This is a genomic window from Corynebacterium sp. FDAARGOS 1242, assembly GCF_016889985.1.
Lineage (GTDB): Bacteria > Actinomycetota > Actinomycetes > Mycobacteriales > Mycobacteriaceae > Corynebacterium > Corynebacterium minutissimum_B.
In genome coordinates, this window is record NZ_CP069568.1 from 803,070 (window position 1) to 826,865 (window position 23,796).

23 protein-coding genes are annotated in these 23,796 nt (G+C 59.7%); 16 read left to right on the forward strand and 7 right to left on the reverse strand.

Annotation, left to right across the window (positions count from 1 at the left end; all coding sequences use genetic code 11):
- Window positions 1-10: 10 nt before the first annotated feature.
- The gene (locus tag I6J72_RS03835) at window positions 11-493 is read right to left on the reverse strand and encodes a DUF3817 domain-containing protein (protein WP_204099983.1); all 483 of its coding nucleotides are present in this window, start codon (window positions 491-493) and stop codon (window positions 11-13) included.
- A gap of 105 nt (window positions 494-598) precedes the next feature.
- Between I6J72_RS03835 and I6J72_RS03840 the strand changes: the two genes are divergently transcribed.
- Together I6J72_RS03840 and I6J72_RS03845 are read left to right on the forward strand one after the other, a co-directional pair.
- Window positions 599-1,465: an acyl-CoA thioesterase II gene (locus I6J72_RS03840; RefSeq protein WP_204099984.1), complete on the forward strand. Its 867-nt coding sequence runs from the start codon at window positions 599-601 to the stop codon at window positions 1,463-1,465.
- Between the two features lie 126 nt (window positions 1,466-1,591).
- Window positions 1,592-2,347 carry a YebC/PmpR family DNA-binding transcriptional regulator gene (locus I6J72_RS03845; protein WP_115022389.1) on the forward strand — a complete coding sequence of 252 codons (756 nt, stop codon included), beginning with the start codon at window positions 1,592-1,594 and terminating at the stop codon, window positions 2,345-2,347.
- 12 nt (window positions 2,348-2,359) lie between these two features.
- Here the strand turns inward: I6J72_RS03845 and I6J72_RS03850 are convergent, their stop codons facing one another.
- Window positions 2,360-3,058 (reverse strand): nitroreductase, encoded by a 699-nt coding sequence (locus I6J72_RS03850; RefSeq protein WP_239107486.1) that lies wholly within the window; start codon window positions 3,056-3,058, stop codon window positions 2,360-2,362.
- A gap of 104 nt (window positions 3,059-3,162) precedes the next feature.
- Between I6J72_RS03850 and ruvC the strand changes: the two genes are divergently transcribed.
- From ruvC to I6J72_RS03905, 11 genes are all read left to right on the forward strand, one after another.
- Window positions 3,163-3,777 (forward strand): crossover junction endodeoxyribonuclease RuvC, encoded by a 615-nt coding sequence (gene ruvC, locus I6J72_RS03855; protein WP_181815455.1) that lies wholly within the window; start codon window positions 3,163-3,165, stop codon window positions 3,775-3,777.
- Window positions 3,778-3,786: 9 nt separating this feature from the next.
- Window positions 3,787-4,392: a Holliday junction branch migration protein RuvA gene (gene ruvA, locus I6J72_RS03860; protein WP_204099986.1), complete on the forward strand. Its 606-nt coding sequence runs from the start codon at window positions 3,787-3,789 to the stop codon at window positions 4,390-4,392.
- Window positions 4,393-4,405: 13 nt separating this feature from the next.
- Window positions 4,406-5,491: a Holliday junction branch migration DNA helicase RuvB gene (gene ruvB / locus I6J72_RS03865; protein ID WP_204099987.1), complete on the forward strand. Its 1,086-nt coding sequence runs from the start codon at window positions 4,406-4,408 to the stop codon at window positions 5,489-5,491.
- Between the two features lie 39 nt (window positions 5,492-5,530).
- Window positions 5,531-5,863: a preprotein translocase subunit YajC gene (gene yajC / locus I6J72_RS03870; protein WP_115022379.1), complete on the forward strand. Its 333-nt coding sequence runs from the start codon at window positions 5,531-5,533 to the stop codon at window positions 5,861-5,863.
- A 174-nt stretch (window positions 5,864-6,037) separates the two neighbouring features.
- Complete coding sequence (secD, locus tag I6J72_RS03875) at window positions 6,038-7,933, forward strand: protein translocase subunit SecD (protein ID WP_204099988.1); 1,896 nt, start codon at window positions 6,038-6,040, stop codon at window positions 7,931-7,933.
- Between the two features lie 3 nt (window positions 7,934-7,936).
- A complete protein-coding gene (gene secF, locus I6J72_RS03880; RefSeq protein WP_204099989.1) occupies window positions 7,937-9,067 on the forward strand; it encodes a protein translocase subunit SecF in 1,131 nt (376 codons plus the stop codon).
- 3 nt (window positions 9,068-9,070) lie between these two features.
- A complete protein-coding gene (locus I6J72_RS03885; RefSeq protein ID WP_204099990.1) occupies window positions 9,071-10,684 on the forward strand; it encodes an ABC transporter substrate-binding protein in 1,614 nt (537 codons plus the stop codon).
- Window positions 10,681-11,235, forward strand: a complete 555-nt coding sequence (locus tag I6J72_RS03890; protein ID WP_115022369.1) for an adenine phosphoribosyltransferase — start codon at window positions 10,681-10,683, stop codon at window positions 11,233-11,235. The genes I6J72_RS03885 and I6J72_RS03890 overlap by 4 nt, the downstream gene beginning before the upstream one ends.
- Before the next feature lie 34 nt (window positions 11,236-11,269).
- The gene (locus tag I6J72_RS03895) at window positions 11,270-13,564 is read left to right on the forward strand and encodes a bifunctional (p)ppGpp synthetase/guanosine-3',5'-bis(diphosphate) 3'-pyrophosphohydrolase (RefSeq protein WP_204099991.1); all 2,295 of its coding nucleotides are present in this window, start codon (window positions 11,270-11,272) and stop codon (window positions 13,562-13,564) included.
- Window positions 13,565-13,734: 170 nt separating this feature from the next.
- Window positions 13,735-15,894, forward strand: a complete 2,160-nt coding sequence (locus I6J72_RS03900; RefSeq protein WP_204099992.1) for a bifunctional UDP-sugar hydrolase/5'-nucleotidase — start codon at window positions 13,735-13,737, stop codon at window positions 15,892-15,894.
- A gap of 178 nt (window positions 15,895-16,072) precedes the next feature.
- Window positions 16,073-16,624, forward strand: a complete 552-nt coding sequence (locus I6J72_RS03905) for a DUF421 domain-containing protein (protein WP_181815454.1) — start codon at window positions 16,073-16,075, stop codon at window positions 16,622-16,624.
- A gap of 156 nt (window positions 16,625-16,780) precedes the next feature.
- Here I6J72_RS03905 and I6J72_RS03910 read toward each other — a convergent pair whose 3' ends face one another.
- From I6J72_RS03910 to I6J72_RS03925, 4 genes are all read right to left on the reverse strand, one after another.
- Window positions 16,781-17,890, reverse strand: a complete 1,110-nt coding sequence (locus tag I6J72_RS03910; protein ID WP_204099993.1) for an HNH endonuclease signature motif containing protein — start codon at window positions 17,888-17,890, stop codon at window positions 16,781-16,783.
- Window positions 17,891-17,981: 91 nt separating this feature from the next.
- Window positions 17,982-18,233: a hypothetical protein gene (locus I6J72_RS03915; RefSeq protein ID WP_039675689.1), complete on the reverse strand. Its 252-nt coding sequence runs from the start codon at window positions 18,231-18,233 to the stop codon at window positions 17,982-17,984.
- 38 nt (window positions 18,234-18,271) lie between these two features.
- Window positions 18,272-18,688 carry a hypothetical protein gene (locus tag I6J72_RS03920; protein WP_115022357.1) on the reverse strand — a complete coding sequence of 139 codons (417 nt, stop codon included), beginning with the start codon at window positions 18,686-18,688 and terminating at the stop codon, window positions 18,272-18,274.
- A gap of 288 nt (window positions 18,689-18,976) precedes the next feature.
- On the reverse strand, window positions 18,977-19,837 hold the full coding sequence (locus I6J72_RS03925) for a peptidylprolyl isomerase (RefSeq protein ID WP_204100420.1): 861 nt from the start codon (window positions 19,835-19,837) through the stop codon (window positions 18,977-18,979).
- 102 nt (window positions 19,838-19,939) lie between these two features.
- On the opposite strand from I6J72_RS03925, the gene tpx reads away from it, so the two are divergent.
- Genes tpx through hisS form a run of 3 tightly spaced genes read left to right on the forward strand, consistent with a single transcriptional unit; the run spans window position 19,940 to window position 22,365 of the window.
- On the forward strand, window positions 19,940-20,437 hold the full coding sequence (gene tpx / locus I6J72_RS03930; RefSeq protein ID WP_204099994.1) for a thiol peroxidase: 498 nt from the start codon (window positions 19,940-19,942) through the stop codon (window positions 20,435-20,437).
- Complete coding sequence (locus I6J72_RS03935) at window positions 20,438-21,082, forward strand: MBL fold metallo-hydrolase (protein ID WP_204099995.1); 645 nt, start codon at window positions 20,438-20,440, stop codon at window positions 21,080-21,082.
- Between the two features lie 5 nt (window positions 21,083-21,087).
- Window positions 21,088-22,365, forward strand: a complete 1,278-nt coding sequence (hisS, locus tag I6J72_RS03940; RefSeq protein ID WP_204099996.1) for a histidine--tRNA ligase — start codon at window positions 21,088-21,090, stop codon at window positions 22,363-22,365.
- Here hisS and I6J72_RS03945 read toward each other — a convergent pair.
- Window positions 22,362-23,771 carry an L-serine ammonia-lyase gene (locus I6J72_RS03945; RefSeq protein ID WP_204099997.1) on the reverse strand — a complete coding sequence of 470 codons (1,410 nt, stop codon included), beginning with the start codon at window positions 23,769-23,771 and terminating at the stop codon, window positions 22,362-22,364. The genes hisS and I6J72_RS03945 overlap by 4 nt on opposite strands.
- Window positions 23,772-23,796 lie beyond the last annotated feature (25 nt).

Sequence of the window (23,796 nt, forward strand, 5' to 3'; positions counted from 1 at the left end):
GGCGGGAACTTTAACGATTGTTTTCAATGGCGGACTCGACGTCGACGGGTGGGCCTAGCATCAGAAGGACACTGAACACAATGGCCACGACGATGAGGCCAATGATAGCGGTGCGCACGGGATGGCGCACGGCTTGTGCCAGAATCTTGTCGAAAAATCCCTGCGGTTGCGCATCATCGACAAAACGCCACGGTCCATCAACTAAACCGGGCTTGGATACCCAGACGGCAAAGGGAAGCGCCGCAAACGGAATAACGGTCACCACCAACCCGAGGATGCCAACGCCTAGTGGCCAGCGGTTATTAATCCACACCAGGGCGGTCATGAGCAAGAAGCACAAGAAACCAAAACCGTGGATTCCACCCGCGAAAGGGGTAAGAGCCTCGGTGGTTCCGGAGTACTTGAGGATCATGGAGAAAATAAGCAGCGCCCATGTGAACATCTCGAGGCAGGCGGCCACGCGGTGCACGCTGTGTGGAGTAGTTGATGTCATGCGGAACATACTACGCACTCACGTCGAAGGAGTTGAACCCTGTGAGTAGGATGGGCGAGGTTAGCGCGGTGCGCGCCATAAGCAACAGTTGAGGAGGATGACAGCATGGCATCGGTGGCACAGGCGGTCGATATCGAGCAGGTGGGTGAGGATACTTTCCGCAGCCCTGTTGTGCCTTCCCGCATTGAGCGCACCTTTGGCGGTCAGACTATGGCGCAGGCACTTCACGCCGCGCAGCGCACCGTCGAGGGCAAGTTGGCCCATTCGCTGCACTGCTACTTCGTGGGGCCGGGGGACTCCAGCCAGCCGGCTACTCTGCGCGTCGAGCGGGTGCGGGATGGCCGCTCCTTTGCCACCCGGCACGTGCGCGTTTTTCAAGACGAGCGCCTTATCTTCGTTCTCATCGCCAGCTTTCACAAGGATGGCGATACTGGTCCGGAGCACCAGGATCCAATGCCGGTAGTGCCAGCGCCGGAGACGATTACGGAGTCACCGTATGCCACCCGCATCATTTTGAAGGAGTGGGAGGACTGGGACGTGCGCCTCGTTCCGGAGGAGGGACGTGACCCCACCGCTGCGGAGACGACGGGCGCCGGATTTCGGAATATTTGGTTCCGTAACACGGGAGCCGCGCTTGCCGACGCCCCCTCCCAGGCCCTCCATCAGGCTGCACTGCTTTACATGTCTGATATGACACTTATCCGCACTGCGCTCTTGCCACACCAGGGCGATCGCATTCAGCTGGCCAGCCTCGATCACTCCCTGTGGTTCCTGCGCCCAGTGCGTGCGGATGAATGGATGCTTTACTCCCAATCGTCACCTTCGGCACAGAGCGGTACTGGATTGGCACAGGGCAAAATTTTCAACCAACGCGGCGAATTACTTGCCTTAGCTATGCAAGAAGGATTGACTCGCAGGATGCGTGAGGACGTCAGCGGCTCTACGGCAAATGGTAATTGGCAGAACGTCTAAGCCGACCTAGTCAGCAGACAAGGTAAGTCAACACCGTATAGGCGCCTGGGGCACCCCTAGTAATGCCGGCGACGGCGGACCCGTATAATTGCACCAGTTTCATACATCCACATCGAAAGGGATGACATGTCAGGCCACTCCAAATGGGCAACTACCAAGCATAAAAAAGCGGCTAACGATGCCAAACGTGGCAAGGAGTTCGCCAAGCTGATTAAGAACATCGAGGTCGCGGCACGCACCGGCGGCGGCGATCCTGCGGCTAACCCGACCCTCGATGACATGATCAAGAAGGCCAAGAAGGCCTCTGTTCCTAACGACAACATCGAGCGCGCCCGCAAACGCGGCTCCGGCGAAGAAGCCGGCGGCGCTGATTGGGAAAATGTCATGTACGAGGGCTATGGGCCCAATGGTGTGGCCATGCTAATCGAGTGCCTGACGGATAACCGCAACCGTGCGGCGACTGAGGTGCGCACTGCGATGTCCAAGAACGGCGGCAACCTAGGCGAGTCGGGCTCTGTGGCCTACATGTTCTCGCGCACCGGCCTCGTCTTCGTAGAGAAGGGCGAGCAGAGCGAGGATGACATTCTCCTCGCCGTACTGGAAGCCGGCGCCGAAGAAGTCAAGGACAACGGCGAGAAGTTCGAGATTACCTGCGCCCCGGGTGATATTCCGGCTGTGCGCGAGGCTCTCGGAGAAGCCGATATTGAGGTCGATGACACCGATACCGACTTCCGCGCCTCTGTTGAGGTGCCGCTGCAGGCCGATGATGCCCGCAAGATCTTCCGCCTCATTGACGCGCTCGAGGACTCCGACGATGTCCAGAACGTGTACACGAACATGGACTTGAGCGACGAAGTCCTCGCTGAGCTCGACGCCGATTAACCTCGGCGCTGACTACTTCTTCAACTCCAGGCTGTCGATGCCGTGCACCGTCACGGTTTCGGACAGGGGTGCGCGGCCTGGATTGGTGTTGAAGACCGGGCTAGTCTCATCGGCCTTACCGAAGGTAATAGCGGTGACTAGCTTCTGGTCCTCATCCACGCCGAGGAACTCGCGGACGGTGGGCGCGAGCAAAGACACCATTCCTTGCGGTACGCCGTGGTAGCCGTGTGCGGTCAGGGAGAGCAGGAAGTTTTCCGCGTAGGTTCCCTGATCGAAGGACGCACGGATGCGGTCGCCCAGGGGAGGGATGAACAGCAACGCGATGTGGGGCGCGCCGAAGAAGCGCAGATTCTCCCTGACGAATTCTCTGCGGCCCTCGACGTCTTCGCGTGCGATGCCAATAAGGCCGTACATTTTTGCAGCCAAGTGCTGGGAGCGCTGTGGGTGAATGCCTTCACCGTAGTCAATGGTGAAATCCGGGTTGAGGCCGTTGGTATCGAACTCCTTAATGAGCGCCGCGCTCAACTCCTTGAGTTTCTCGCCACCAACGAGATGGACGTTCCACGGCTGGGTATTGGAGTTGGAGGGGGCCGATTGGGCGTCGATAAGCACCTGCTCAATGACCTCAGCCGGGAGAGGCTCCGGCAAGAAAGCGCGCGGGGAGTGGCGGGAGCGGATGAAATCGGACAATTCTTGTGCATGTGTTGACATGCGGGCCACTGTACGCCCTTCAGGCATGAGAACGAACCGCGGTGGAGGGTCTAGAACACGTGTGTGTACACTAGCTCGTGGTAGCACACGTTAAGGAGGCCGCGGTGAACTTGGAAGGCTTGCGCGTTATGGGCATTGACCCAGGTCTAACGCGCTGCGGTCTGTCCGTTGTCCAAGCAGGGCGCGGGCGCGCAGTTATCCCCATTGCCGTGGGGGTAGTGCGCACGCCTAGCGATAAGGATTTGGGGGAGCGTCTCCAGCGGCTGTCAGTAGCCGTACGGGAGTGGATGGACGACTATCAGCCGCAGGTGGTCGCTCTCGAGCGCGTATTCGAACGCGGTGAAGTCTCCACTGTTATGCAGACTGCTCATGCTGTGGGGGTTCTCGTCCTAGCGGCGGCCGAGCGCGACATCCCCGTGCACATGTACACCCCGTCGGAGGTGAAGAAAGCTGTGTCCGGAAACGGGCGAGCGGACAAGAAGCAGATGACTGCGATGATTACCCGTATCCTGGGGCTAAGTGAAGCACCAAAACCGGCGGACGCGGCCGATGCTTTGGCGCTAGCGGTGTGCCACTGTTGGCGCGCCCCGGCATTAGCGTGGGTAAATGGCAGTGATCCCAGCGCCGGGGTAGGTGCTGGCGCGCGCACCAGCGGGGTACGGGGAAGCTCGCCCCGCACTGCATCTGTCTCCCGTACGCCCTCAACCACTATGAAGTAAGGAAAAGCCATGATCGCATCCCTGCGCGGAACCGTCCTTGACATTCAGCTTGATCACGTCGTGATTGAATGTGCTGGCGTGGGCTATAAGGTGCTGGCCACCCCAACGACGTTGGGGACCCTCCAGCGTGGGGAAGAATCCCACGTGATGACAACGCTGGTGGTCAAGGAAGATTCCATGACACTCTATGGCTTTACCAGTACTGATGATCGCGATATGTTCCATGTCCTGCAGACGGTATCTGGTCTGGGGCCGAAGCTCGCGCTGGCGGCCTTGTCGGTGATGGGAGCTGGGGATTTGGCGCAGGCCATTGCGGGAGAGGAGGCCGCGCGCTTGCAAAAGATTCCCGGCGTGGGCAAGCGAATGGCGCAACGCCTCGTGCTGGAGCTCAAGGATAAGGTGTCGGGTTTTGCGCCGGCGCTTTCCGACGTCCCACCGGCCACCCCCGCAGCCACCGGACCCGTCGTGGACGATGTTGTCGAAGCCCTGGTGGGCCTTGGTTTTACCGACAAGGCCGCACGTCCGATTGTGGAAGCCGTGGCCGCGGAGCAGCCTGATGCGGCGACGCCGGTTGTGTTGCGTGCTGCGCTGAGCCAGCTGGGCGCGAAGAAGTAGGGGAGCGGCTGCCATGTCTGATGTCGAACGTACTGAGTTCAAGCTCCCTGACGGTATGAATCTGTCCACCCCGCCGCAGCGCAACCAGGACGTCGATGCAGCGGAGCAGCAGGGTGAGCACGATATTGAACGCTCGCTGCGCCCGAAGTCTCTTGACGAGTTCATCGGCCAGCCTAAGGTGCGCGAACAGCTGTCGCTCGTGCTGAACGGCGCGAAGAACCGCGGGGTAACTCCGGACCACGTGCTGCTCTCTGGGCCGCCGGGTCTGGGCAAGACGACGATGGCGATGATCATTGCCCAGGAACTGGGCACCTCCTTGCGCATGACGTCCGGCCCGGCGTTGGAACGTGCCGGTGACTTGGCAGCGATGCTGTCGAATTTGATGGAAGGCGATGTCCTTTTTATCGATGAGATCCACCGCATCGCGCGGCCCGCAGAGGAAATGCTGTACATGGCCATGGAGGATTTCCGCATTGATGTCATCGTGGGCAAGGGCCCTGGCGCGACGTCGATTCCGCTGGAGATCCCTCCCTTCACCTTGGTAGGCGCCACAACACGTGCCGGTATGCTCACCGGCCCGTTGCGTGACCGTTTCGGCTTTACCGCACAGATGGAGTACTACGACACCGCGGATTTGACCAAGGTCATTACGCGCGCGGCGACCATCCTCGATGTCGATATTGACCAGGATGCCGCCGTGGAGATTGGCTCTCGCTCTCGCGGTACCCCGCGCATTGCGAACCGCCTGCTTCGCCGCGTGCGTGACTATGCCGAGGTGAACGGCGACGGTCATATCGATGTCGCGGCGGCGCAGGGAGCGCTGAAGGTCTTCGATGTAGATGAGCGCGGCCTCGATCGGCTCGACCGTGCCGTCCTCGAAGCCCTCATCAAAGGCCACGGCGGCGGGCCCGTCGGCGTTAATACCTTGGCTATCGCGGTGGGTGAGGAGCCTTCCACCGTGGAGGAGGTCTGCGAGCCTTATCTCGTGCGCGCTGGAATGGTGTCCCGCACTGGACGCGGCCGTGTTGCCACTACAGCGGCATGGCAGCATCTTGGCCTCGAGGCACCAGACGGAACGCTCGGCGGCGGGCTGTTTTAATTGGCCCGGCAGGTAGGGTTTCTGGCACACTAGCCACTTATGAATGGTACCCAAGTAGTTCTTCTTCTCGTCCTCGCTGTCCTCGTCATCTTGCCGAGCTTCATGACCATGCGCGCACAGCGCAAGCGGCAAAACCAGATGAAGGAGCTGCAGTCTTCCCTGACCCCCGGCCAGAACATCGTTACTGCAGGCGGCCTGCACGGGACGGTCGTCGCGAAGCATGGCGAGCAGATTGATGTACGTGTCAAGGACGGCACCGTCATGACCTTCGACACCATGGCGATTGTGCGTTCTGCCGATGTCGCCGATGGAGTAGCGGAGGCCGATACGACGGCCGACGACGACAATGACGAGCGCTTTCCCAAGCTCTAAATTTAGTTGCGCTCGTCACATCGCAGGCGGCTCACCTTAAGCCTGTTAAGGAAAACAGCAATCCATGACGTACGATGATGGACTGTGCTTTAGTCATGGCGCCGGGTGACCCCCGTGCATCAACGCCATGACCTTTGAGTTTTAGCCCTGTTCCTCACAACACAGGAGATCTTTGTGTCCGCATCGAAACGTGGTGGTGTCAACACCAGCCAACGGCAATGGCCCAAGCGCGCGCTGGCGCTCTTCGCGCTCATTGTCATCCTGATTTATGCCCTCATTTTCTTGACCGGCAACAAGTCGGCCACACCTAAGTTGGGTATTGACCTGCAGGGCGGTACCCGAGTGACTTTGGTGCCCCAGGGTGAGGAACCAACCCAAGAGCAGCTGCAGCAAGCGCGCACCATTTTGGAGCAGCGCGTGAACGGCATGGGTGTTTCCGGCTCTGAGGTCGTGATTAACGGCTCCACCTTGGTCATTACCGTGCCGGGTGAGGATGCCTCCCAAGCCCAGGCAGTGGGCCAGACCTCCCAACTTCTCTTCCGTCCGGTAGGCGAGCAGCCGATGCCGGACCTGGGGAAGCTGGAGAAGACGATGACGGACATGGCCAATCGCTGGGTCAAGTACGGCATTTCTACCCCGGAGCATGCCAATGAGGCGCTGGCGTCCATCCATGAGGCGCTCAACTCCGCAAACGACCCTGCCGCAGAGGGCGAGGACGCTAAGGAAAAGGACGATAAGAAGTCCAAGGCTCCTACCGTGACTGAGAAGCCGCTGCCGGAGCCGGACAACTCCGTCGAGGAGACCGAGCGCCGCGAAAAGGTCAATGACGTGCTCCTCAAGGACCGTCAGTCGGAGGACCCCACCGCGCAGACTGCGGCGCTGGGCCTGATGTCCTGTGACGCCGAGACGGACCCGCTGGCTGGAACCGATGACCCGGCCAAGCCGCTCGTGGCCTGTGACTACTCTAATCAGCAGCCCTACCTGTTGAACCCCGCCCCGCTTCTCGACGGCATCACGGATCCCAACGGCACCCGCCTGACCGGTAACGAGATTGATACCGACGCACCTATTACTGGTGGTCTGAACCCGCAGACCGGTCAGATGGAAATTGGCTTCGCCTTCAAAACGGGTACTGGCCCTAACGGTTCCCAAACCTGGGCCACCCTGACTCAGGAGAACCTGCACAAGCAGGTCGCCATCACTCTGGACTCCGCTGTGATTTCTGCCCCGGTTATTCAGGGCCCCACCCCGGTGGGTTCCGCCACCTCCATTACTGGTGACTTCAGCCAGGAGGAAGCACAAAGTCTCGCGAACAACCTGCGCTACGGTGCGCTGCCACTGTCCTTTACCGGTGCCAATGGTGAGCCCGGCGGAACGGTCGAAACCGTGCCGCCCTCACTCGGCAAGGCCGCACTCAAGGCGGCCCTGATCGCCGGCATCGTCGGCTTCATTCTCGTGGCGGCCTATGCCATCTACTACTTCCGCGCGCTGTCCTGGGTGTCGCTCTTCCTGCTCGTCGTTACCGGCGTGCTGACCTACGGCGCCTTGGTACTCCTGGGCCGCTGGATTGGTTACTCCCTGGATCTATCCGGCATGGCTGGTCTGGTTATCGGTATCGGTGCAACGGCCGACTCCTTCGTGGTCTACTACGAACGCATCAAGGATGAGTTGCTGGAAGGCCGCACGTTCCGTTCCGCTACCCGTACCGCGTGGGAGCGTTCGCGCTCGACGATCGTTACCGGTAATGCCGTAACGCTCATCGGTGCGGTCGTGGTCTACTTCCTGGCTATCGGCGAGGTTAAGGGCTTCGCCTTTACGATGGGTCTGACCACCGTCTTCGACCTCCTCGTGTCCTTCCTGGTCATGGCGCCGATCATGCAGATCGTCGGCCGCCGCCCGGCGTATTCGAAGCCCTCCATGAATGGCCTGGGCGGCATCTACAACCTGGTGGAGGAACGCCGGGAGCGTGGCTACTACGCCAAGAAGGCGGACAAGGACGAAACTGCCGCTGCGGATGCTCAGGGGAGCGTCGCCAAGCCAATTGCGACTGCTACGGACGAGGAGAAATAAACCATGGCTGTCGATACCACCACCCGCAAGATTTCCCGCATGGACCGCCTCTACGAGGACGAGGGCGGATTCGATTTCGTTGGTCGCTCCAAGACCTGGTACACCATCGCTGGTGTCTTACTCATCGCCTCGATTCTGGCGATTGCCATCCGCGGCTTTACCCTGTCCCTCGACTTCGAGGGCGGCACTAAGCTCACCATGCCGGCAGGTGACCTCACCACCGAGCAGGTTGAAGAGACCTTCACCGAAGCCACCGGCATCGAGCCAGAGCTGGTCCAGATTGTCGGCGCGGGTTCCTCCGAGACCCTCGAGGTCACTTCGGAGCGCCTCTCCGCAGAAGAGGTGAACCAGGCGCGCCAAGCCATCTTTGAAAAATTCCAGGTCGAAGATGAGAATGGCACGCCTAGCCCCGATGCAATTGGTTCCTCCACTGTGTCGGAATCCTGGGGCTCATCGATTACCCAGCGCATGATCATTGCCATGCTCGTCTTTTTCGTCGTGGCGACCATCTACGTGGCTGTGCGCCTGCAGCGCGATATGGCTTTTGCCGCTATTCTCGCGCTCATCTTTGACGGTGTCTTTATCGCCGGTATTTACGCTCTCTTTGGTTTCGAGGTCTCCCCGGCGGTCATCATTGGTCTGCTGACCGTGCTGACCTTCTCCCTCTATGACTCCGTCATTGTCTTTGACAAAGTGGATGAGAATACAACCGGCCTCGAAGGCCAGCGCTCCAAGACCTATTCCGAGCTCACCAACCTGGCCATTAACCAGACGGTGATGCGCTCAATCTCGACGTCCGTGATTTCCGCGCTGCCCATCATCGCACTTTTCATCGTCGCTATCTGGTTGATGGGTATCGGTACGTTGCGCGACCTCGCGCTGATTCAGTTCATTGGTGTCATCGAGGGCATTTTCTCCTCCATCTTCTTTGCAACGACCTTGCTGGTGACCCTGGCCAACAAGCGCAAGAGCGTGAAGAAGCACAACGAGGTTGTCGCAGCCTACCGCGCGGAGGGCTCGCGCGTCTCTGACGCTTCCGGGGAGAAACCTCTTCGCACCGTGGCGTCGCCAGCAGCGGCAGCGCAGCCCCGTACTGAGGAGTCTGGCGGCGTCTCGTGGCGCCCTGGGCGCTAAATCATGCGTCGTTCACTAGGGGCGGCACTGCTGGCAGTAGCGGTGACCGTCTCCGCGTGCGGGGAGGACCGGGACGCCGCGCTTGACGACGTCCCCCCAACCCCCTCCTTCGGCCTTCTCACCGATGCGCGCCTAGCCAGCACGAACGCAGCAACGCCATGGGGTGATGCTACGGGCGCCCCGCAGCTTGCTAGCCGTATGTATCCGGCGATGTACGTCCCTGGGCCCGCCGGACAAATGGTCCCGAACTCGGATCTGATCCACGCTGAGTATTACCCCTCGGATGCAGAGCACCCAGGTGCGCACGTAGATTTTAAGATCACCGACCAGGCGAAATTCGCTGATGGTATTCCGGTCACCTGCGACGATTTTTTGTTGTCGTACACCGCGGGCCTACTCAGCCAAACCTTTGAGTCCCACCTGCCGTTGGTAGCGGATATCGCCGCGATGGAGTGTGCGCCGGAGTCAAAGGAGTTCACGGTATGGTTCAACCCTGATTCTGGTTCGCGCTGGCGTTATCTTTTTGGCCCCGGCACCGTTCTTCCAGCACATGCGATTGCGCACCGCTCGGGGATGAGCGTGGAGGAACTCAACGCAGCATTGCACGCACAGGATCCGTCGATGCTTGAGGACGTGGCCCAGACCTGGCGCGAAGGTTTTTCCACCGAACCCGGACACTTTGACCCCGAGCTGCAGGTGTCCTTTGGCCCTTACGTCATTGACCGCGTGGAAGACTCGGGCGCCATCGTGCTGAAGGCCAATGACTCCTACTATGGCGACAGGCCGGAACTCGACGAGGTCGTGGTCTGGCCCGATACTACTGACGCTTCCGCGCTTGTCGAGTCCGAAGAACTGCGCGTTGCCGAATCCCACCTCAAGGAACCTTCCTGGTTGGACCGCAACGCCGAAGGTAATCCCTTTGACGTCACCCCGGTAGTCGGGACCCTTACCGATACCTTCACTTTCTCCGACGCTGGACTCTTTTCCCAGCCGTGGGCTCGTCAGGCTTTCGCTGCTTGCGTGGACACCGAGCGTTTGGCGGATGCCGCCAGCCGCCAGTCTGGCGTGGAGGTTCCCGCGGTCCACGTTCGCACCGTACCGCACGATGACCCGGTGGCGGCGCAGATGGCGTCGATAAGCAGGGTGCCCATTGAGCCAGCGGTAGCAAGCGGCCTGGCAGGCACGACTATCGGCGTGGGGTACTTGGCGCCCAATCCACGGTACGAGGCCATGCTGGAGGAATTGCGTGCTGTGTGCGAGCCCTCCGGAATCACCATCGAGGATCGCTCCGGAGATCGCGTCACCCGAGCGAATCTTGCCCCTGACCCCACCACGGGGCTTGCTGGCATCGATGTCTATTTAGGGCCTGTGGACCCGCTTCGTGAATACTCCGCCCCAACTTCCAGCGTGAAGAACTCTCGTGCGTTGCGCGAGCTCGAGCAACAGCTTTGGGAGGACCTGCCGTCGATCCCGGTATCTGCACAGCCCCGGAGTTTCATCGTTGACCGCGCTGTCACGGGCGTGGTGCCCTACACTGGCCCTGCCGGCATCGGGTGGAATCTCGATCGCTGGAGTGATACCCGTAACCAAGAAACCGAAGCAAAGGAAGAGTCGTGAGCGAGATTTACGCCGCAGCAGCACAAGCCTTAAAAGACAAGGTTCGCCTGGTCCAAGACTTCCCGGAGGAAGGCATCCTCTTCGAGGATCTAACCCCGGTTCTGGCGGACGCTGCGTCTTTTACTGCCGTGGTCGATGGCTTGGCGGAAGCCTGCAAAGAGCTCGGCGCCGACATGGTCGGCGGATTGGATGCACGTGGCTTCTTGCTTGGTTCTGCCGTGGCATACAAGCTCGAGATGGGAATCTTGGCCATCCGCAAGAAGGGCAAGTTGCCGCCGCCGGTGCTCACTCAGGAGTATGAGCTGGAGTACGGTTCAGCGGCCCTGGAGATTCCGGATAGTGGTATTGACATTAAAGGCAAGCGCATCGTGCTTGTCGACGACGTCCTCGCCACCGGCGGCACCTTATACGGCGCCAAGCTGCTTCTTGAAGCCGCAGGGGCAGAGGTTGCGGGCAACGTCGTTGTGCTTGAAGTCAATGGGCTGCAGGGACGCCAACGCCTCGAAGGAACACCCTTGGTTGTGCTGAACCAAATGGGGGCTGCGGACTAAGCTTGTATGCCTAAGCTACTGTGCGGAGGCATACATGACTGAAAAGCAGGACAAGGCTGTATGGCGGCCAAGCGGCGTGCGCGGTATGTCCGCACGTCTAGCGCGGTCGTTGACCGGCGGTCGGGTCAAGATCAATCCGGCACTGGACCCGTTGATGTCGATTCACCGGGAGTTTCACCCGAAGGCGGATGCTGAGCTTCTCAACAATGCCTATCGGACGGCCGAGCGCTTGCACGAAGGTGTAGTCCGCAAGTCTGGGGAGCCTTACATCACCCACCCGTTGGCCGTGGCAACGATTGCTGCGGAGATCGGCATGGATACCACCACGGTGGCCGCGGCGCTGCTCCACGACACCGTGGAGGACACGGATTACTCCTTGGAGGATCTCACTCGGGACTTTGGCCCGGAGGTCGCCAGGCTTGTCGACGGTGTCACGAAACTCGACAAAGTTGCCCTCGGCGCGGCCGCGGAGGCAGAGACGATTCGCAAAATGATTGTCGCGATGGCCACGGACCCTCGGGTGCTCGTCATCAAGGTGTGCGATCGTCTCCATAACATGCGCACGATGCGCTTTCTTCCGCCGGAGAAGCAGGCCAAGAAGGCGCGCCAAACCCTAGACGTTATTGCGCCTTTGGCTCACCGCCTGGGCATGGCGAGCGTGAAATGGGAGCTGGAAGATCTCGCTTTCGCCATCCTGTATCCCAAGAAGTATGACGAGATTGTCCGCATGGTGGCGGACCGTGCCCCTTCGCGGGATCGTGCGCTCAAAGAAATCAGGGCTCAGGTAGGCCAAGCACTCAAGGATAACGGCATTGAGGCCGAGGTCATGGGCCGCCCGAAGCATTACTGGTCGATTTACCAGAAGATGATCGTGCGCGGCCGTGACTTTGCTGAGATCTTCGACCTCGTGGGTATCCGCATCTTGGTCGACGATATTAATTCCTGCTATGCCGCCATCGGTGTTGTCCACTCGCTTTATCAGGCGCTTCCGGGACGCTTCAAGGACTATATTTCCTCACCGCGCTTCGGCGTGTATCAGTCACTACACACCACGGTGATTGCAGCAGGCGGCTCCACTCTGGAAGTCCAGGTGCGCACGCATGAAATGCACTACAACGCTGAGTTCGGCGTGGCAGCGCACTGGCGCTACAAAGAAACCAAAGGGAAGAACTCCGGCCACCAAGAAGAAGTGGACCAGATGGCGTGGATGCGTCAGCTGCTTGATTGGCAGAAGGAAGCCGCCGACCCCAACGAGTTCCTCGACTCGCTGCGCTATGACCTGACCACCAAGCAAATTTTTGCCTTTACCCCCAAGGGCGATGTGGTGAATCTTCCGGCGGGTTCCACTCCGGTTGACTTCGCCTACGCGGTGCACACGGAGGTGGGACACAGGTGTATCGGAGCTAAGGTCAACGGCAAACTGGTGGCCCTTGAATCTGAGCTTAAATCCGGCGACAAAGTAGAGATTTTTACGTCCAAGGACCCGAATGCGGGCCCGTCGCGCGACTGGCAAGATTTCCTCGTTTCACCCCGCGCGAAAACGAAGGTCCGGCAGTGGTTTGCCAAGGAACGCCGTGAGGAGCACCTCGAGGCCGGCCGTGACGCACTCGCAGCAGAGGTCCAGCGTGGGGGCCTGCCCATGCACCGCCTGTTTACTGCTAGCTCTATGAAGCAGGTAGCTGAGCAGTTGCACTACCCAGACGTCGATGCGCTCTACACCGCGATTGGTGCCGGGCATGTCTCTGCGCAACACGTGGCCAATCAGCTCATGGCGCTCTTCGGCGACCAGGACGATGCCGTTGATGCCTTGGCTTCCCGCACCCCGCTCAGCGAGATTGAGAACTCCCGCGCGCAGCACACCAAGGACTCCGCTACTGGTACGGGCATCCTCGTAGAAGGCAGCCCGGATGTCATGGCGAAGCTGGCTAAGTGCTGCCAGCCTGTCCCGGGCGACGCCATCTTCGGCTTTGTTACCCGCGGCGGGGGAGTCTCCGTCCACCGCGCCGATTGCACGAACGCCGAAAAGCTCAAGTCCGAGCCGGAACGCATGATGACGGTGGAGTGGGCAGGCGGCCCCAAGTCCTCGGGCGCTTTCTCCGCCACTCTTCAGCTGGAGGCGCTCGACCGACAAGGTCTGCTGTTCGAGCTCACCCGCATCTTTAGTGAGCAGAGCCTTAACGTGTTGTCCATGACCTCAAACCGGGGCGACGACCATATTGCCACCGTTCGCTTTACCTTCTCCGTTTCTGATACCAAGCAGCTCGGCCAGCTCATGACCACGCTGCGCAATACCGAAGGCGTCTTTGACGTTTACCGCGTAACCGCATAGGTCCTCACCCCCCATCAGGGGGTCGAGCTTAAACCCTTGCTGTCCCCTGGGTAACGCGTGGATGAATGTTGAGTGAAGGGGCTGGTGGAGGCGTCGTGAAGCACTGCGTCATTGTGACCGATGCGTTATAAACACGAGAGTAAGATTCCTCTCATACCCAGGAGACTCCCGTGAATTTCCGTCGCTTTGGTCAGCTACTGGCCGCCACCACCGTTACCGCCGTTGCCGTCTCTGGCGCGCCTGCGTTCGCCGCTGAGGCCGACCAGGTGACCATTTCCGTCACCAACTTCACTGACTTCCACGGCCACCTCGAGCTGGCTGAGAAGTTTGACAAGGACACTAAGGAATTGAGCGGTTACACCGAGATGGGCGCTGCCCGCATGGCTGCCCTCATCAAGTACGTCAACAAAGACCAGGAGTACGCTCTGACGTCCTCCGGTGACAACGTGGGCGGCTCCGCTTTCGTATCGGCTATTTCTGAGGATAAATACACCAACGAGGCCCTCAACACCATGAACCTCGATGTCACTGCCGTGGGTAACCACGAGTTCGACAAGGGCACTGAGGACCTGATGGACCGCATCGTCAAGGAGTCTGAGTTCCCGATTATCGGTGCGAACGTGACCAAAGACGGCAAGCCTCTCCTCAAGCCTTCCTTCGTGAAGGAAGTCGATGGCGTGAAGATCGGCTTCGTCGGCACCGTCACTGAGAACACCAAGTTCAAGGTATCCGCCGCTGCCATTCCGGGCATTGAGTTCACCGATCCAGTTAAGGCTACGAATGAGGAAGCCACCCGTCTGAAGGAATCCGGCGAGGCCGACGTTGTTGTCGCACTCATGCACGAGGACGCACAGCAGTTTGCAGAGGGCTTCAACAAGGACGTCGACCTGCTTTTCGGCGGCGACACCCACGTGAAGACCCAGGGCGAGGTCGCCCGTGAGGGCGCACTGCCGTTGTACTGGGCACAGGGCTACGAGTACGGCAAGGTGCTTAACGACGCCGACATCACCTTCGACAAGGCTGAGAAGAAGATCACCAAGGTCGATCTCACCCAGTACGACGTTGCGGATGCAGAGACTTTTGAGCTTCTCCAGGGGCTGGAGGATGATGCAGAGGTTGCCTCCGTTGTCGCCGAGGCCAAGAAGGTAGCTGACGAAGAGGGCTCCAAGACCGCTGGCACCACTGAAAAGGCAATGTACCGCGGTTCTAACGATGGTGAAGATACTGGTACCAACCGCGGCGTGGAGTCCACCCTCAACAACTTCATTGCTGATGGTCAGCGCTACGCTATGTCGAAGCAGACCAACAAGGAAATCGACCTTGGCGTCATGAATGCCGGTGGTGTTCGCGCTGACCTCAAGGAAGGCGACGTCACCTACAAGGACATCTTCGCCGTCCAGCCTTTCGGCAACTCCGTCATCACGGCTGAGGTTAGCGGTGAAGACTTCATCAAGGCTCTGGAGAATCAGTGGAAGCCGGGTCAGTCCCGCCCGCGCCTGGCTTTGGGCCTGTCCAGCAATGTTTCCGTGGTCTATGACCAGAAGGCTGAGCAGGGCAAGCGCGTCAAGTCTGTCACTATCGACGGCGAGCCTATCGACCCGAAGAAGAACTACAGCGTTGCTCTGTCTTCCTTCCTTGCTTCGAGCGATACTGAGGAAGGCGGTGACGGTTTCTTCGTGCCGGGTTCCATCAAGAACCGTAACGACGTCGGTTACATGGATACCCAGGCCATGATTGACTACATCGCTTCTGGCGAGTCAAAGGTTCGCACCGGCCAGGGCCAGATTGGTGCCCACATTTCCGGTGAGCTGAAGGCTGGCGAGGAAATCACCATCGACCTGTCCTCCCTCAACTACTCCAATGAGGAGGAGCCGCAGGCGAAGAAGGTTACCGTTGCTCTCGGTGATGCAAAGGTTGAGGCTGACATCGACAACGCTGCTCAGGAAGGCGACAAGAGCTTCGGTGAGCGCGGCCGCGCGACCGTCAAGCTCACCATCCCGGAAGGACTTGAGGGCGAGCAGCAGCTGACCATCACCACTGATGCCGGCACCGAGGCTGTTCTTCCGATCACCCTGGAGGGCAAGTCTGAGGACAAGCCGTCTGAGACCCCGGCGCCGACGACTGAGCCGACCGTTGACCCGAAGCCGTCCAAGGACACCAGCTCCAAGTTCGATGGTTCTTCCTTCGGCCTAGGCCTGGGACTGGGCATCACCGCCGCTGTTGCAGCCGCTATCGCGACCGCCCTGGCTACCGTGGGCTTCGCTGCCACTGCACTTCCGGCCCCGATTCAGCAGATGATTGAGCAGCTGCGCAAGCAGTTCAACATCTAGTTCGGAGTTCTTTTTAAAGCCCACACTGTGAACTGCTCCCCACTAGTCAGTAACTGATTTTTCAGTCCAACTAATGGGGAGCAGCTCACTTTTGGTGTGGGCTTTTTCCATGGGCAATTGACAGGAAAAGGTAAGGTAGAGCGTCGTGGAGACCTTGAGGCTTTTTGGACGCGAAGCGATGTACCAGCTCGGTATCGAACCTCACCGCATACCCGTGGTGATGTTCGCGACCCTCGGCATCTACCTAGCCTTCATGATTCTGGTCAAGCTCTTTGGCAGCCGTGTGCTCACATCCATGACGGCGTCGGATGCAGTGATCATTATTATGTTCGGCGCGGTCGCTGGCCGCGTGATTATCGGTAACCCGCCGACACTTGCGGCTGGCATCATCGGCCTTTTCACCCTCATGCTGCTCGAAGCGGCTTTCGGCACTTTCCGGCAGTTCGTCACATGGTCAAAGTTCATTGACCGTCGCCCTGTTCTGCTGGTCTATAAGGGGGAACTGCAGGAAGACAACATGGTCTTCGCCCACATCACGGAGCGAGACGTTAATTCGGCGGTGCGCAAAGCCGGGCTTGGCCGCCGCAACGACGTACAGCTGATGATCCTGGAACCCACAGGACACATTTCAGTCATTCGACGAGGCCAGCTCGTCGACGCCTCTGTATTCAAAGACGTACTCGGTTCCGAGCGCATCGAAGAAGTCGAGGAAGACGGCTCCAAAAACTAGGACAGCTTCCGACAACGCCGACTCACCCGTCAACCTTTTTCTGGTTGGCGGGTTTCGTCGTCTCTGCATTTGCCTGTTTAGGTGCAGGATCGCCGATGTGCCCGCTGACCGTGGTGTGGTTGGCGGGGTTCATCGTTGCGGCGTGGGTGCGAAGTTTCAGCTTGCACCCGGTGGGTCGGGTGGTTGCCCTGTGGCTTGTCCTGTTGCCTGCTCAGCGGCGAGTCTGTTAAGGGCTTCTTGGTATTCGGGCATGGCGGTAATTGGCACACCCCAGGGCGGGATGTAGCTCACCCCGGTGTTCAGCCGGAACATGTAGCCCCTGCCTGTGGGGCGTTTAGGGTCATCGTCGTTAATGCCGTTGTGGTAGGCGCATAGGAAGGTGAGGTTCTTGAGGTTGGTAGAACCTCCTGCCTGCCAGGGGATGAGGTGGTGGACTTCGCAGTAGTCAGCGGGTTTGTTGCAGCCGGGCCTAGAGCAGGTTTGGAATTCGGCAGCCAGGCTGATGCGTTGTTTCCAGCTGGCATGCCGCTGAATCCTATAGGAGTTCACCGGGCCTTCAAGGGGGTGGATGATGGTGGCGTAGCCAATCTCGGCAAACTTATAGGCCAAAAAGTCTGCCCCGCTCATGCGCCCGCCGTTGGTGAGGTTAAGTTCTATTTCCTCCCCATCACCGTTAATAATTTGGTCGAGTTCGTTGAGGGTGACAACGACTTGAGCGTGTACGGCGGGTTTGGTGCCAATACCGCCGGTGACAATGACGGTGCGGGCAGCATCAAGCAGGTTTGTTTTATTAACGGATTCTAGGGTTCCGCGGATATCGGCGATGACGGTGGCGTCATCGGTGATGGTGATGGAGTTCGGCCCTTTAGAGCGGTAGGTGAAGCGTACTCCGGGTTTAGCGGTGCGCTTGACACGAAGCTCCTTTAAGCGCTTGGTGGCAACCTGGCGGATACGGTGGGCGGGGGTGCCGGCAAGTTTTATGCGTAGGTTCCAGGCATCGAGGTCTTTGTTGACTTTGGCGGTGTAGGACTCAATCAGGGTGAGAACGCTAAGGCTATGTTGTTGTGCCATCGCGGCAGCACGTGCTTTGCGTTGTTTGCCGGTAAAGCGGGTGTGCCCGAAGTAGGTGCGGTGAAGGTGGGAAAGCTCGGTGGCGTCGGCTGGGTCGGCGCCGAGTGCGCGGAGCTCGTCGGGTGAGCTGGATGCTTGTTCCACTAGCGCGATCCCCGAGTTGCGGTAGTGGAAGTAGGTTTCTAATACCCCCATGGCCACGAAGCTTAAAACAGGCCCACCAACCCCGCAACTCGAAAACGAAAAAATCCCCCGCGCGCAGCGGGGGATTAAAAGGCTTAAGGCCTTACTTGCCAGCCAGCTTGTCGCCGAGACGCATTGCATCATCCATGGCGCCAATGATGGAGGTGAGGACCTTGATCCACTCGCGGATCTCCTTCGGGCTTACGTTGCCCTCGTCGTCGGAGGAAAGAGCGAAGAAAGCTGCGGAGGAACCGTCCTGCTCAGCCGGAGCAGCGGTGGCAACAGCGGTGCCGGAGAAAGCGATGGTTGCAGCGGTAGCAGCAGCAACGATGGACTTACGGGAGAAGAACTTCATGATGGAGTGTCCTATCTTTATCGAGCGGGAGGAAGAAACTACTTGGCCTTCGGGCCGAAGTACTTGGTGTAGAAGGCGAAGACGGTGCCGAGGGCGCCGATGATGGCGGTGAAAACGGCGATCCAGTCGCGGATCTCCTTCGGCTCCATCTCAGAGATGGAGGAACCCTCATCCTCGGAGGAAGAGGAAGACTCGTCCTTCTTGTTGTCCTCGGACTCGTTCTCCTTGGAGTCGTTCTCCTTGGACTCGTCCTTCTTGTTGTCCTCGGACTCGTTGTCGGAGATAGTGATCGTGTCGTCCTCGGAGGTGGTGTTGTCCTCGGAGGTGGTGTTCTCGGTAGCGGTGGAGTTGGTCTCCTCGGTGGTGGTCTCAGCGGAAGCAACGGACACGCCAGCCAGGGAAACGGTAGCTGCGGTAGCGGCGGCTACGAGGGCCTTACGGGAGAAGAACTTCATTCTCGTTCCTTTTATATCTCGGGAATTTCAAAGACCTCACAGATGCTACTGAGACTAGAGTTGATATGCAAGAGATTTGTCAAAAAGTTCTTCACCCTGTGAATCAACTGCCCGCATGATGTGAGCTGGGCTTTCCAATTGGGCCCGGAACAGCTTAGGTTAATGCGAGGTAAAGGAACAGCTCAAGGCTAAGAAATTCTCAGAAGAGAAATGATACTGCCTTTAACAAAGGAGAACCCCCGCTCACAACCTGGGAGCGGGGGTTAATCACCGTATCGGGGGTAAAGGCTAGCTTTCGATGGTGGCCTTGGTGATGCGAACCTCTTCAGCCGGTTGGCCGCCTCCGGCGCCATCCTTGACGCCCTTTGCAGCAATGGCGTCGATAGTCTTCTGGCCCTTGGCGGTGAGGTTACCGAAGTACGTGTAGGCAGGCGGCAACTCAGAGTCCTTGTAGTTAATGAAGAACTGGGAGCCGTTGGTATCTGGACCAGCGTTAGCCATGGCGAGGGAGCCCTTCGGGTAGAGGGTCATCTTGCCGAGGGCTTCGTCGTCAGCCTCATCAGTCGGGTACTCGTTGGCGAACTGGAAACCAGGGCCGCCAGAACCCTGGCCGGTCGGGTCGCCACACTGCAGGACAAAGATTCCACCATCGGTCATGCGGTGGCACACGGTGTCGTCGTAGTACTCAGCCGAAATCATGTCCGTAATAGCGTTGACAGTACAGGGAGCCAGGGAACGATCGAGGGTCATCTCAATGTCGCCTTGCTTGGTAGCAAAGTTAACGGTGACCTCGCCCTTGGCCGGAATGTTCTTGCCCTTCGGGATGGCGACCTCGCGGGAAGCATCGCCAGCTTCCGGGTATTCACAGGTCACGGTTTCGTCGAGCGGCTTCTCGCGCTTGCCGGTCAGCGCCTCAGCAGTAGGGGCCTCAGATGTAGTTTCAGCAGCCGAGGTCTCCTGCGCTTGGATCTCTTCCTCATCACCCGTACGCGTGGCAAGGAACCAGATTCCGCCGACGAGGGCGATAATGACTACGGCCGCAGCAAACACAACGCCCAACGGGCGGGTCTTTTGCTTGCGGTCGCGGGACTTCAGCTCGCGATCGAGCTGGTTGAGCGCATCATCTAGGCGCTGGCTGTTGGTAGGCACCGTTGTTTCCTCCACAGGGGTCTGATTTTTCGACTTACTCATCTTAACCTCACGAGCGTTCTTCATGGCGCGCCGCCCCACCTGTCAGTACCCTTGGGTGCCATGACTACTGTTAATTTTAAGAACGAACCTACTCAGACCAATGGGGCGCTGCCGAAGGTCGGCGAGCCTCTGCCAGATTTCACCCTGGTTGGCACTGACTTGGAAGAGGTCTCCAAGGCTGACTTCGCTGGCAAGCGCTTGGTGGTTTCGTGTTTCCCATCTCTGGACACCGGGGTATGCGCGGCGCAGCTGCGTACCTTCAACGAGAAGGCTGCCGGTTTGGACAACACCGTAGTCCTGTCTGTCTCCCGCGACCTGCCTTTTGCCCAGGAGCGTTTCTGCGCGGCTGAAGGCATTGAGAACGTAGTGAGCGCGTCGGATTTCCGTTCTGACTTTGCTGACAAGCTCGGGTTGGTTTTGGAAGGCTCCCCGCTCAAGGGGCTGTTTGCTCGCGCGGTCATCGTGACCGATGAGGAGCACAACGTGGTCTACACCGAGCTCGTTCCAGAGGTCACCACCGAACCGGACTATGACGCCGCGCTGGCTGCTCTAAAGTAGATGGCGACCCCGGAAGTATTCGGCTTCGCCGCAGGCCCGTACAAGACCAACACGTACGTGGTGTCCCATGGCTCCCGGGCCTTCATCGTGGACCCCGGGATGCATACCCACGATCGTCTCGTGCAGCTGGCGGGGGAGAAGGGCCTAGAGTATGAGGCCGTCGTTCTTACCCATGGTCACATTGACCACACGAGGGATGCAGCAGAATTCGATCTGCCGGTGTACATCCACCCGGATGACGCCTTCATGCTTGTCGACGGCTCCGGGGTATCCCCCCAATCCCAAGTGCTGTTCGACTGCGCCTCGATGAAGCAGGTCGCCGAGCGCCGCGACCTTATCGGCGGTGAGACGCTGTCCTTGGCTGGCTTGGAATTCAACCTTGTCCATGCGCCAGGACATTCGCCTGGCTGCGTCATGCTGGTGAGCGATGAGGTGGCACTCACCGGTGATGTTCTCTTTAAAGGCTCGATTGGCCGCACGGACTTGCCGCATTCAGATCACGCCGCGATGCAGCGTTCGTTGCGCGGGCCGGTGCGGGGACTCGATGATTCGCTGGCAATACTCCCTGGCCATGGGCCGACGTCGACGATGCGTCGTGAGCGCGCGACCAATCCGTTTCTCATCGCGGCGGGGGATGTACTCTAAAGGGCGTGAGTGATAAGAAGCAGTTCAAAGCCCTGTCCGCGCCCAAGGGCGTGCCGGACTACGTCCCGCCGCAATCGGCCACCTTTGCCAAGGTGCGTGAGACTTTTGTGCATCAGGCACACCTGTCCGGCTTCCAGCACATCGAGCTCCCCGTCTTCGAGGACACGTCCTTGTTTGCCCGCGGCGTGGGCGAATCCACGGACGTGGTCTCGAAGGAGATGTACACCTTTGCTGACCGCGGAGACCGTTCCGTCACCCTGCGCCCAGAAGGAACGGCAGGTGTCATGCGCGCGGTCATCGAGCACAACCTAGATCGTGGCCAGCTTCCGGTGAAGCTCAATTACTTTGGCCCCTTCTTTCGCTATGAGCGCCCGCAGGCCGGCCGCTACCGCCAGCTACAGCAGGTGGGTGTGGAGGCTATCGGCGTGGATGATCCCACCTTGGATGCGGAAATTATTGCGCTGGCGGATCGGTCCTACCGCAGCTTGGGCTTGAGCCAGTTCCGCTTGGAGCTGACCAGCTTGGGTGACCACGAGTGCCGCCCGGCCTACCGCGAGAAACTGCAGGACTTCCTGTTCAAGCTGGACCTGGATGAAGAAACCAAGGCGCGGGCGGAGCTCAATCCACTGCGCGTGCTCGATGACAAGCGCCCCGAGGTCCAAGAGCAGCTTGTCGACGCCCCCCTCATGCTCGACCACCTCAATTCCGAGTGCCGTGAGCACTTTGAGACGGTGACGGGCCTGCTCGATGATATGGGCGTTGCCTACACTATTAACCCGCGGATGGTGCGCGGTCTGGATTACTACACCAAGACGTGCTTCGAGTTCGTGCACGATGGTTTGGGTGCGCAGTCGGGAATCGGCGGTGGCGGCCGCTATGATGGGCTCATGGCACAGCTGGGCGGTCAGGAGCTGTCGGGCATTGGCTACGGCCTCGGCGTCGACCGCACGGTGCTAGCGCTTGAGGCTGAGGGGATTTCGCTGGAGGGCGTCGACGAGCGCGTGGCCGTCTACGGGGTGGCCATGGGTGCGGCGGCCAAGCAGAAGATGGCCGTCATCATCAATGACCTGCGTAAGGCAGGCATCTCCGCTGACATGTCCTTCGGCGACCGCGGCCTGAAGGGCGCGATGAAAGGTGCGGACCGCGCCAACGCACGCTTCGCCCTTGTCCTCGGAGACCAGGAGCTCGAGGCTGGCACCGTGGCCCTCAAGGACTTGGCCGCGCATGAGCAGCGCAACGTGCCAGTGGGGGACGTCGTCAAGCAGCTGCGTGAGTTGGTTTAACACTCCACCTGGGAGACAGTGAAACCCATCGTCTTGGCCAAGCCTCCGAGCGAGGTCTCCTTGTACTTGGAGAGCATGTCGCGGCCGGTCTCGGCCATGGTGCGCACGGCGTTGTCGAGGGTGACGTAGTGCGTTCCTTCGCCCATGCGGGCTAGGCGTGCGGCATTGATGGCCTTGACCGCGCCAATGGCATTGCGCTCGATGCAGGGAATCTGCACGAGGCCGCCGACTGGGTCGCAGGTCAAGCCGAGGTTATGCTCAAGCGCGATTTCGGCGGCATTCTCTACCTGTGCCGGGGTTGCGCCAAGGAGCTCGGCCATGCCGGCCGCCGCCATGGAGGACGCGGAGCCGACCTCGCCCTGACAGCCGACTTCTGCGCCGGAGATAGAGGCATTGGACTTGATGATGATGCCGATAGCCCCCGCGGTGAGCAGGTAGCGGCGGGCATCAGCGCGGGTAAAGTCGGACTGGAAGTCGCGGGCGTAGTGCAACACAGCTGGGATAATGCCGCAGGCGCCGTTGGTCGGGGCGGTGATGACGCGGCCCCCGGCGGCGTTTTGCTCGTTGACAGCGAGCGCGTAGAGGTTGACCCATTCCATCGCGGAAAAACCGCAGGATTCATCGTCCTGCTTGGCCAAAAGCTGTTGATATATACGCGGCGCACGGCGGCTGATGCGCAGGCCACCAGGCAAAATTCCCTTGGTCGAGATCCCCTCGGTCACGCATTGGCGCATGATGTCCCAAACGAGGTCGAGATGCTCGTAGACGTAATCCAGCCCACCCTCGTCGCGGTGGAGAACAGCCTCGTTGGCAGCGACGATCTCCCAAATGGCCTTGTCATGGGCTTCACACAGATGCAGCAGGTGCTCGCCGGACTGGAACTCATAAGGAACCGTATCCTCGGCGGAAGCCGCGGCGACGCCTGCGGGCACACCGGTGTCCGTCTTAAGCTGGGCATCGAATTCTTCGCGAGACAGGATGAAGCCGCCGCCGACGGAGAAGTATTCTGCGTTCTCCGCAAGAACTGAGCCGTTGTCGTCCCAGGCTGTAAAGATGAGGCAGTTCGGGTGCTCGGGTACCGGCTCGTTGTTGAATTCGATGCTGTACTGCACTTCACCTGTGGGCCCAGCGACGGTGCCTTCAGTAGGGATGAAGGCGTCGGCGCGTGGTTCGGCGTCGAGCGGTACGCTGAGCGGTTCCCAGCCAGCCAAACCGAGGATGACGGCGCGGTCGGTGGCGTGGCCGCGGCCGGTAGCGGAAAGGGAACCGCGTAGCACAGTGTGAACCTTGGCCGGGTGCTGGTCGAGAGTTTCGAGAAAGGCCTTCGCGGCACGCATGGGGCCCACAGTGTGTGAGGAGGAGGGGCCGATTCCAATGGAGAAAATATCGGTCACGCTAATAGTCATGGAGACCTCCTTAGGTGGCTTTCAA

Excerpts from the sequence above, each read along its gene's own strand:
- ruvA (WP_204099986.1), top strand. The coding sequence starts at position 3,787 with ATGATCGCATCCCTGCGCGGAACCGTCCTTGACATTCAGCTTGATCAC.
- I6J72_RS03935 (WP_204099995.1), top strand. The coding sequence starts at position 20,438 with ATGGCGACCCCGGAAGTATTCGGCTTCGCCGCAGGCCCGTACAAGACC.
- I6J72_RS03885 (WP_204099990.1), top strand. The coding sequence starts at position 9,071 with ATGCGTCGTTCACTAGGGGCGGCACTGCTGGCAGTAGCGGTGACCGTC.
- ruvB (WP_204099987.1), top strand. The coding sequence starts at position 4,406 with ATGTCTGATGTCGAACGTACTGAGTTCAAGCTCCCTGACGGTATGAAT.
- I6J72_RS03945 (WP_204099997.1), bottom strand. The coding sequence starts at position 23,771 with ATGACTATTAGCGTGACCGATATTTTCTCCATTGGAATCGGCCCCTCC.
- I6J72_RS03915 (WP_039675689.1), bottom strand. The coding sequence starts at position 18,233 with ATGAAGTTCTTCTCCCGTAAGTCCATCGTTGCTGCTGCTACCGCTGCA.
- yajC (WP_115022379.1), top strand. The coding sequence starts at position 5,531 with ATGAATGGTACCCAAGTAGTTCTTCTTCTCGTCCTCGCTGTCCTCGTC.
- I6J72_RS03905 (WP_181815454.1), top strand. The coding sequence starts at position 16,073 with ATGTACCAGCTCGGTATCGAACCTCACCGCATACCCGTGGTGATGTTC.
- I6J72_RS03835 (WP_204099983.1), bottom strand. The coding sequence starts at position 493 with ATGACATCAACTACTCCACACAGCGTGCACCGCGTGGCCGCCTGCCTC.
- secF (WP_204099989.1), top strand. The coding sequence starts at position 7,937 with ATGGCTGTCGATACCACCACCCGCAAGATTTCCCGCATGGACCGCCTC.
- I6J72_RS03920 (WP_115022357.1), bottom strand. The coding sequence starts at position 18,688 with ATGAAGTTCTTCTCCCGTAAGGCCCTCGTAGCCGCCGCTACCGCAGCT.
- I6J72_RS03910 (WP_204099993.1), bottom strand. The coding sequence starts at position 17,890 with ATGGGGGTATTAGAAACCTACTTCCACTACCGCAACTCGGGGATCGCG.
- I6J72_RS03850 (WP_239107486.1), bottom strand. The coding sequence starts at position 3,058 with ATGTCAACACATGCACAAGAATTGTCCGATTTCATCCGCTCCCGCCAC.
- I6J72_RS03895 (WP_204099991.1), top strand. The coding sequence starts at position 11,270 with ATGACTGAAAAGCAGGACAAGGCTGTATGGCGGCCAAGCGGCGTGCGC.
- tpx (WP_204099994.1), top strand. The coding sequence starts at position 19,940 with ATGACTACTGTTAATTTTAAGAACGAACCTACTCAGACCAATGGGGCG.
- I6J72_RS03845 (WP_115022389.1), top strand. The coding sequence starts at position 1,592 with ATGTCAGGCCACTCCAAATGGGCAACTACCAAGCATAAAAAAGCGGCT.
- I6J72_RS03840 (WP_204099984.1), top strand. The coding sequence starts at position 599 with ATGGCATCGGTGGCACAGGCGGTCGATATCGAGCAGGTGGGTGAGGAT.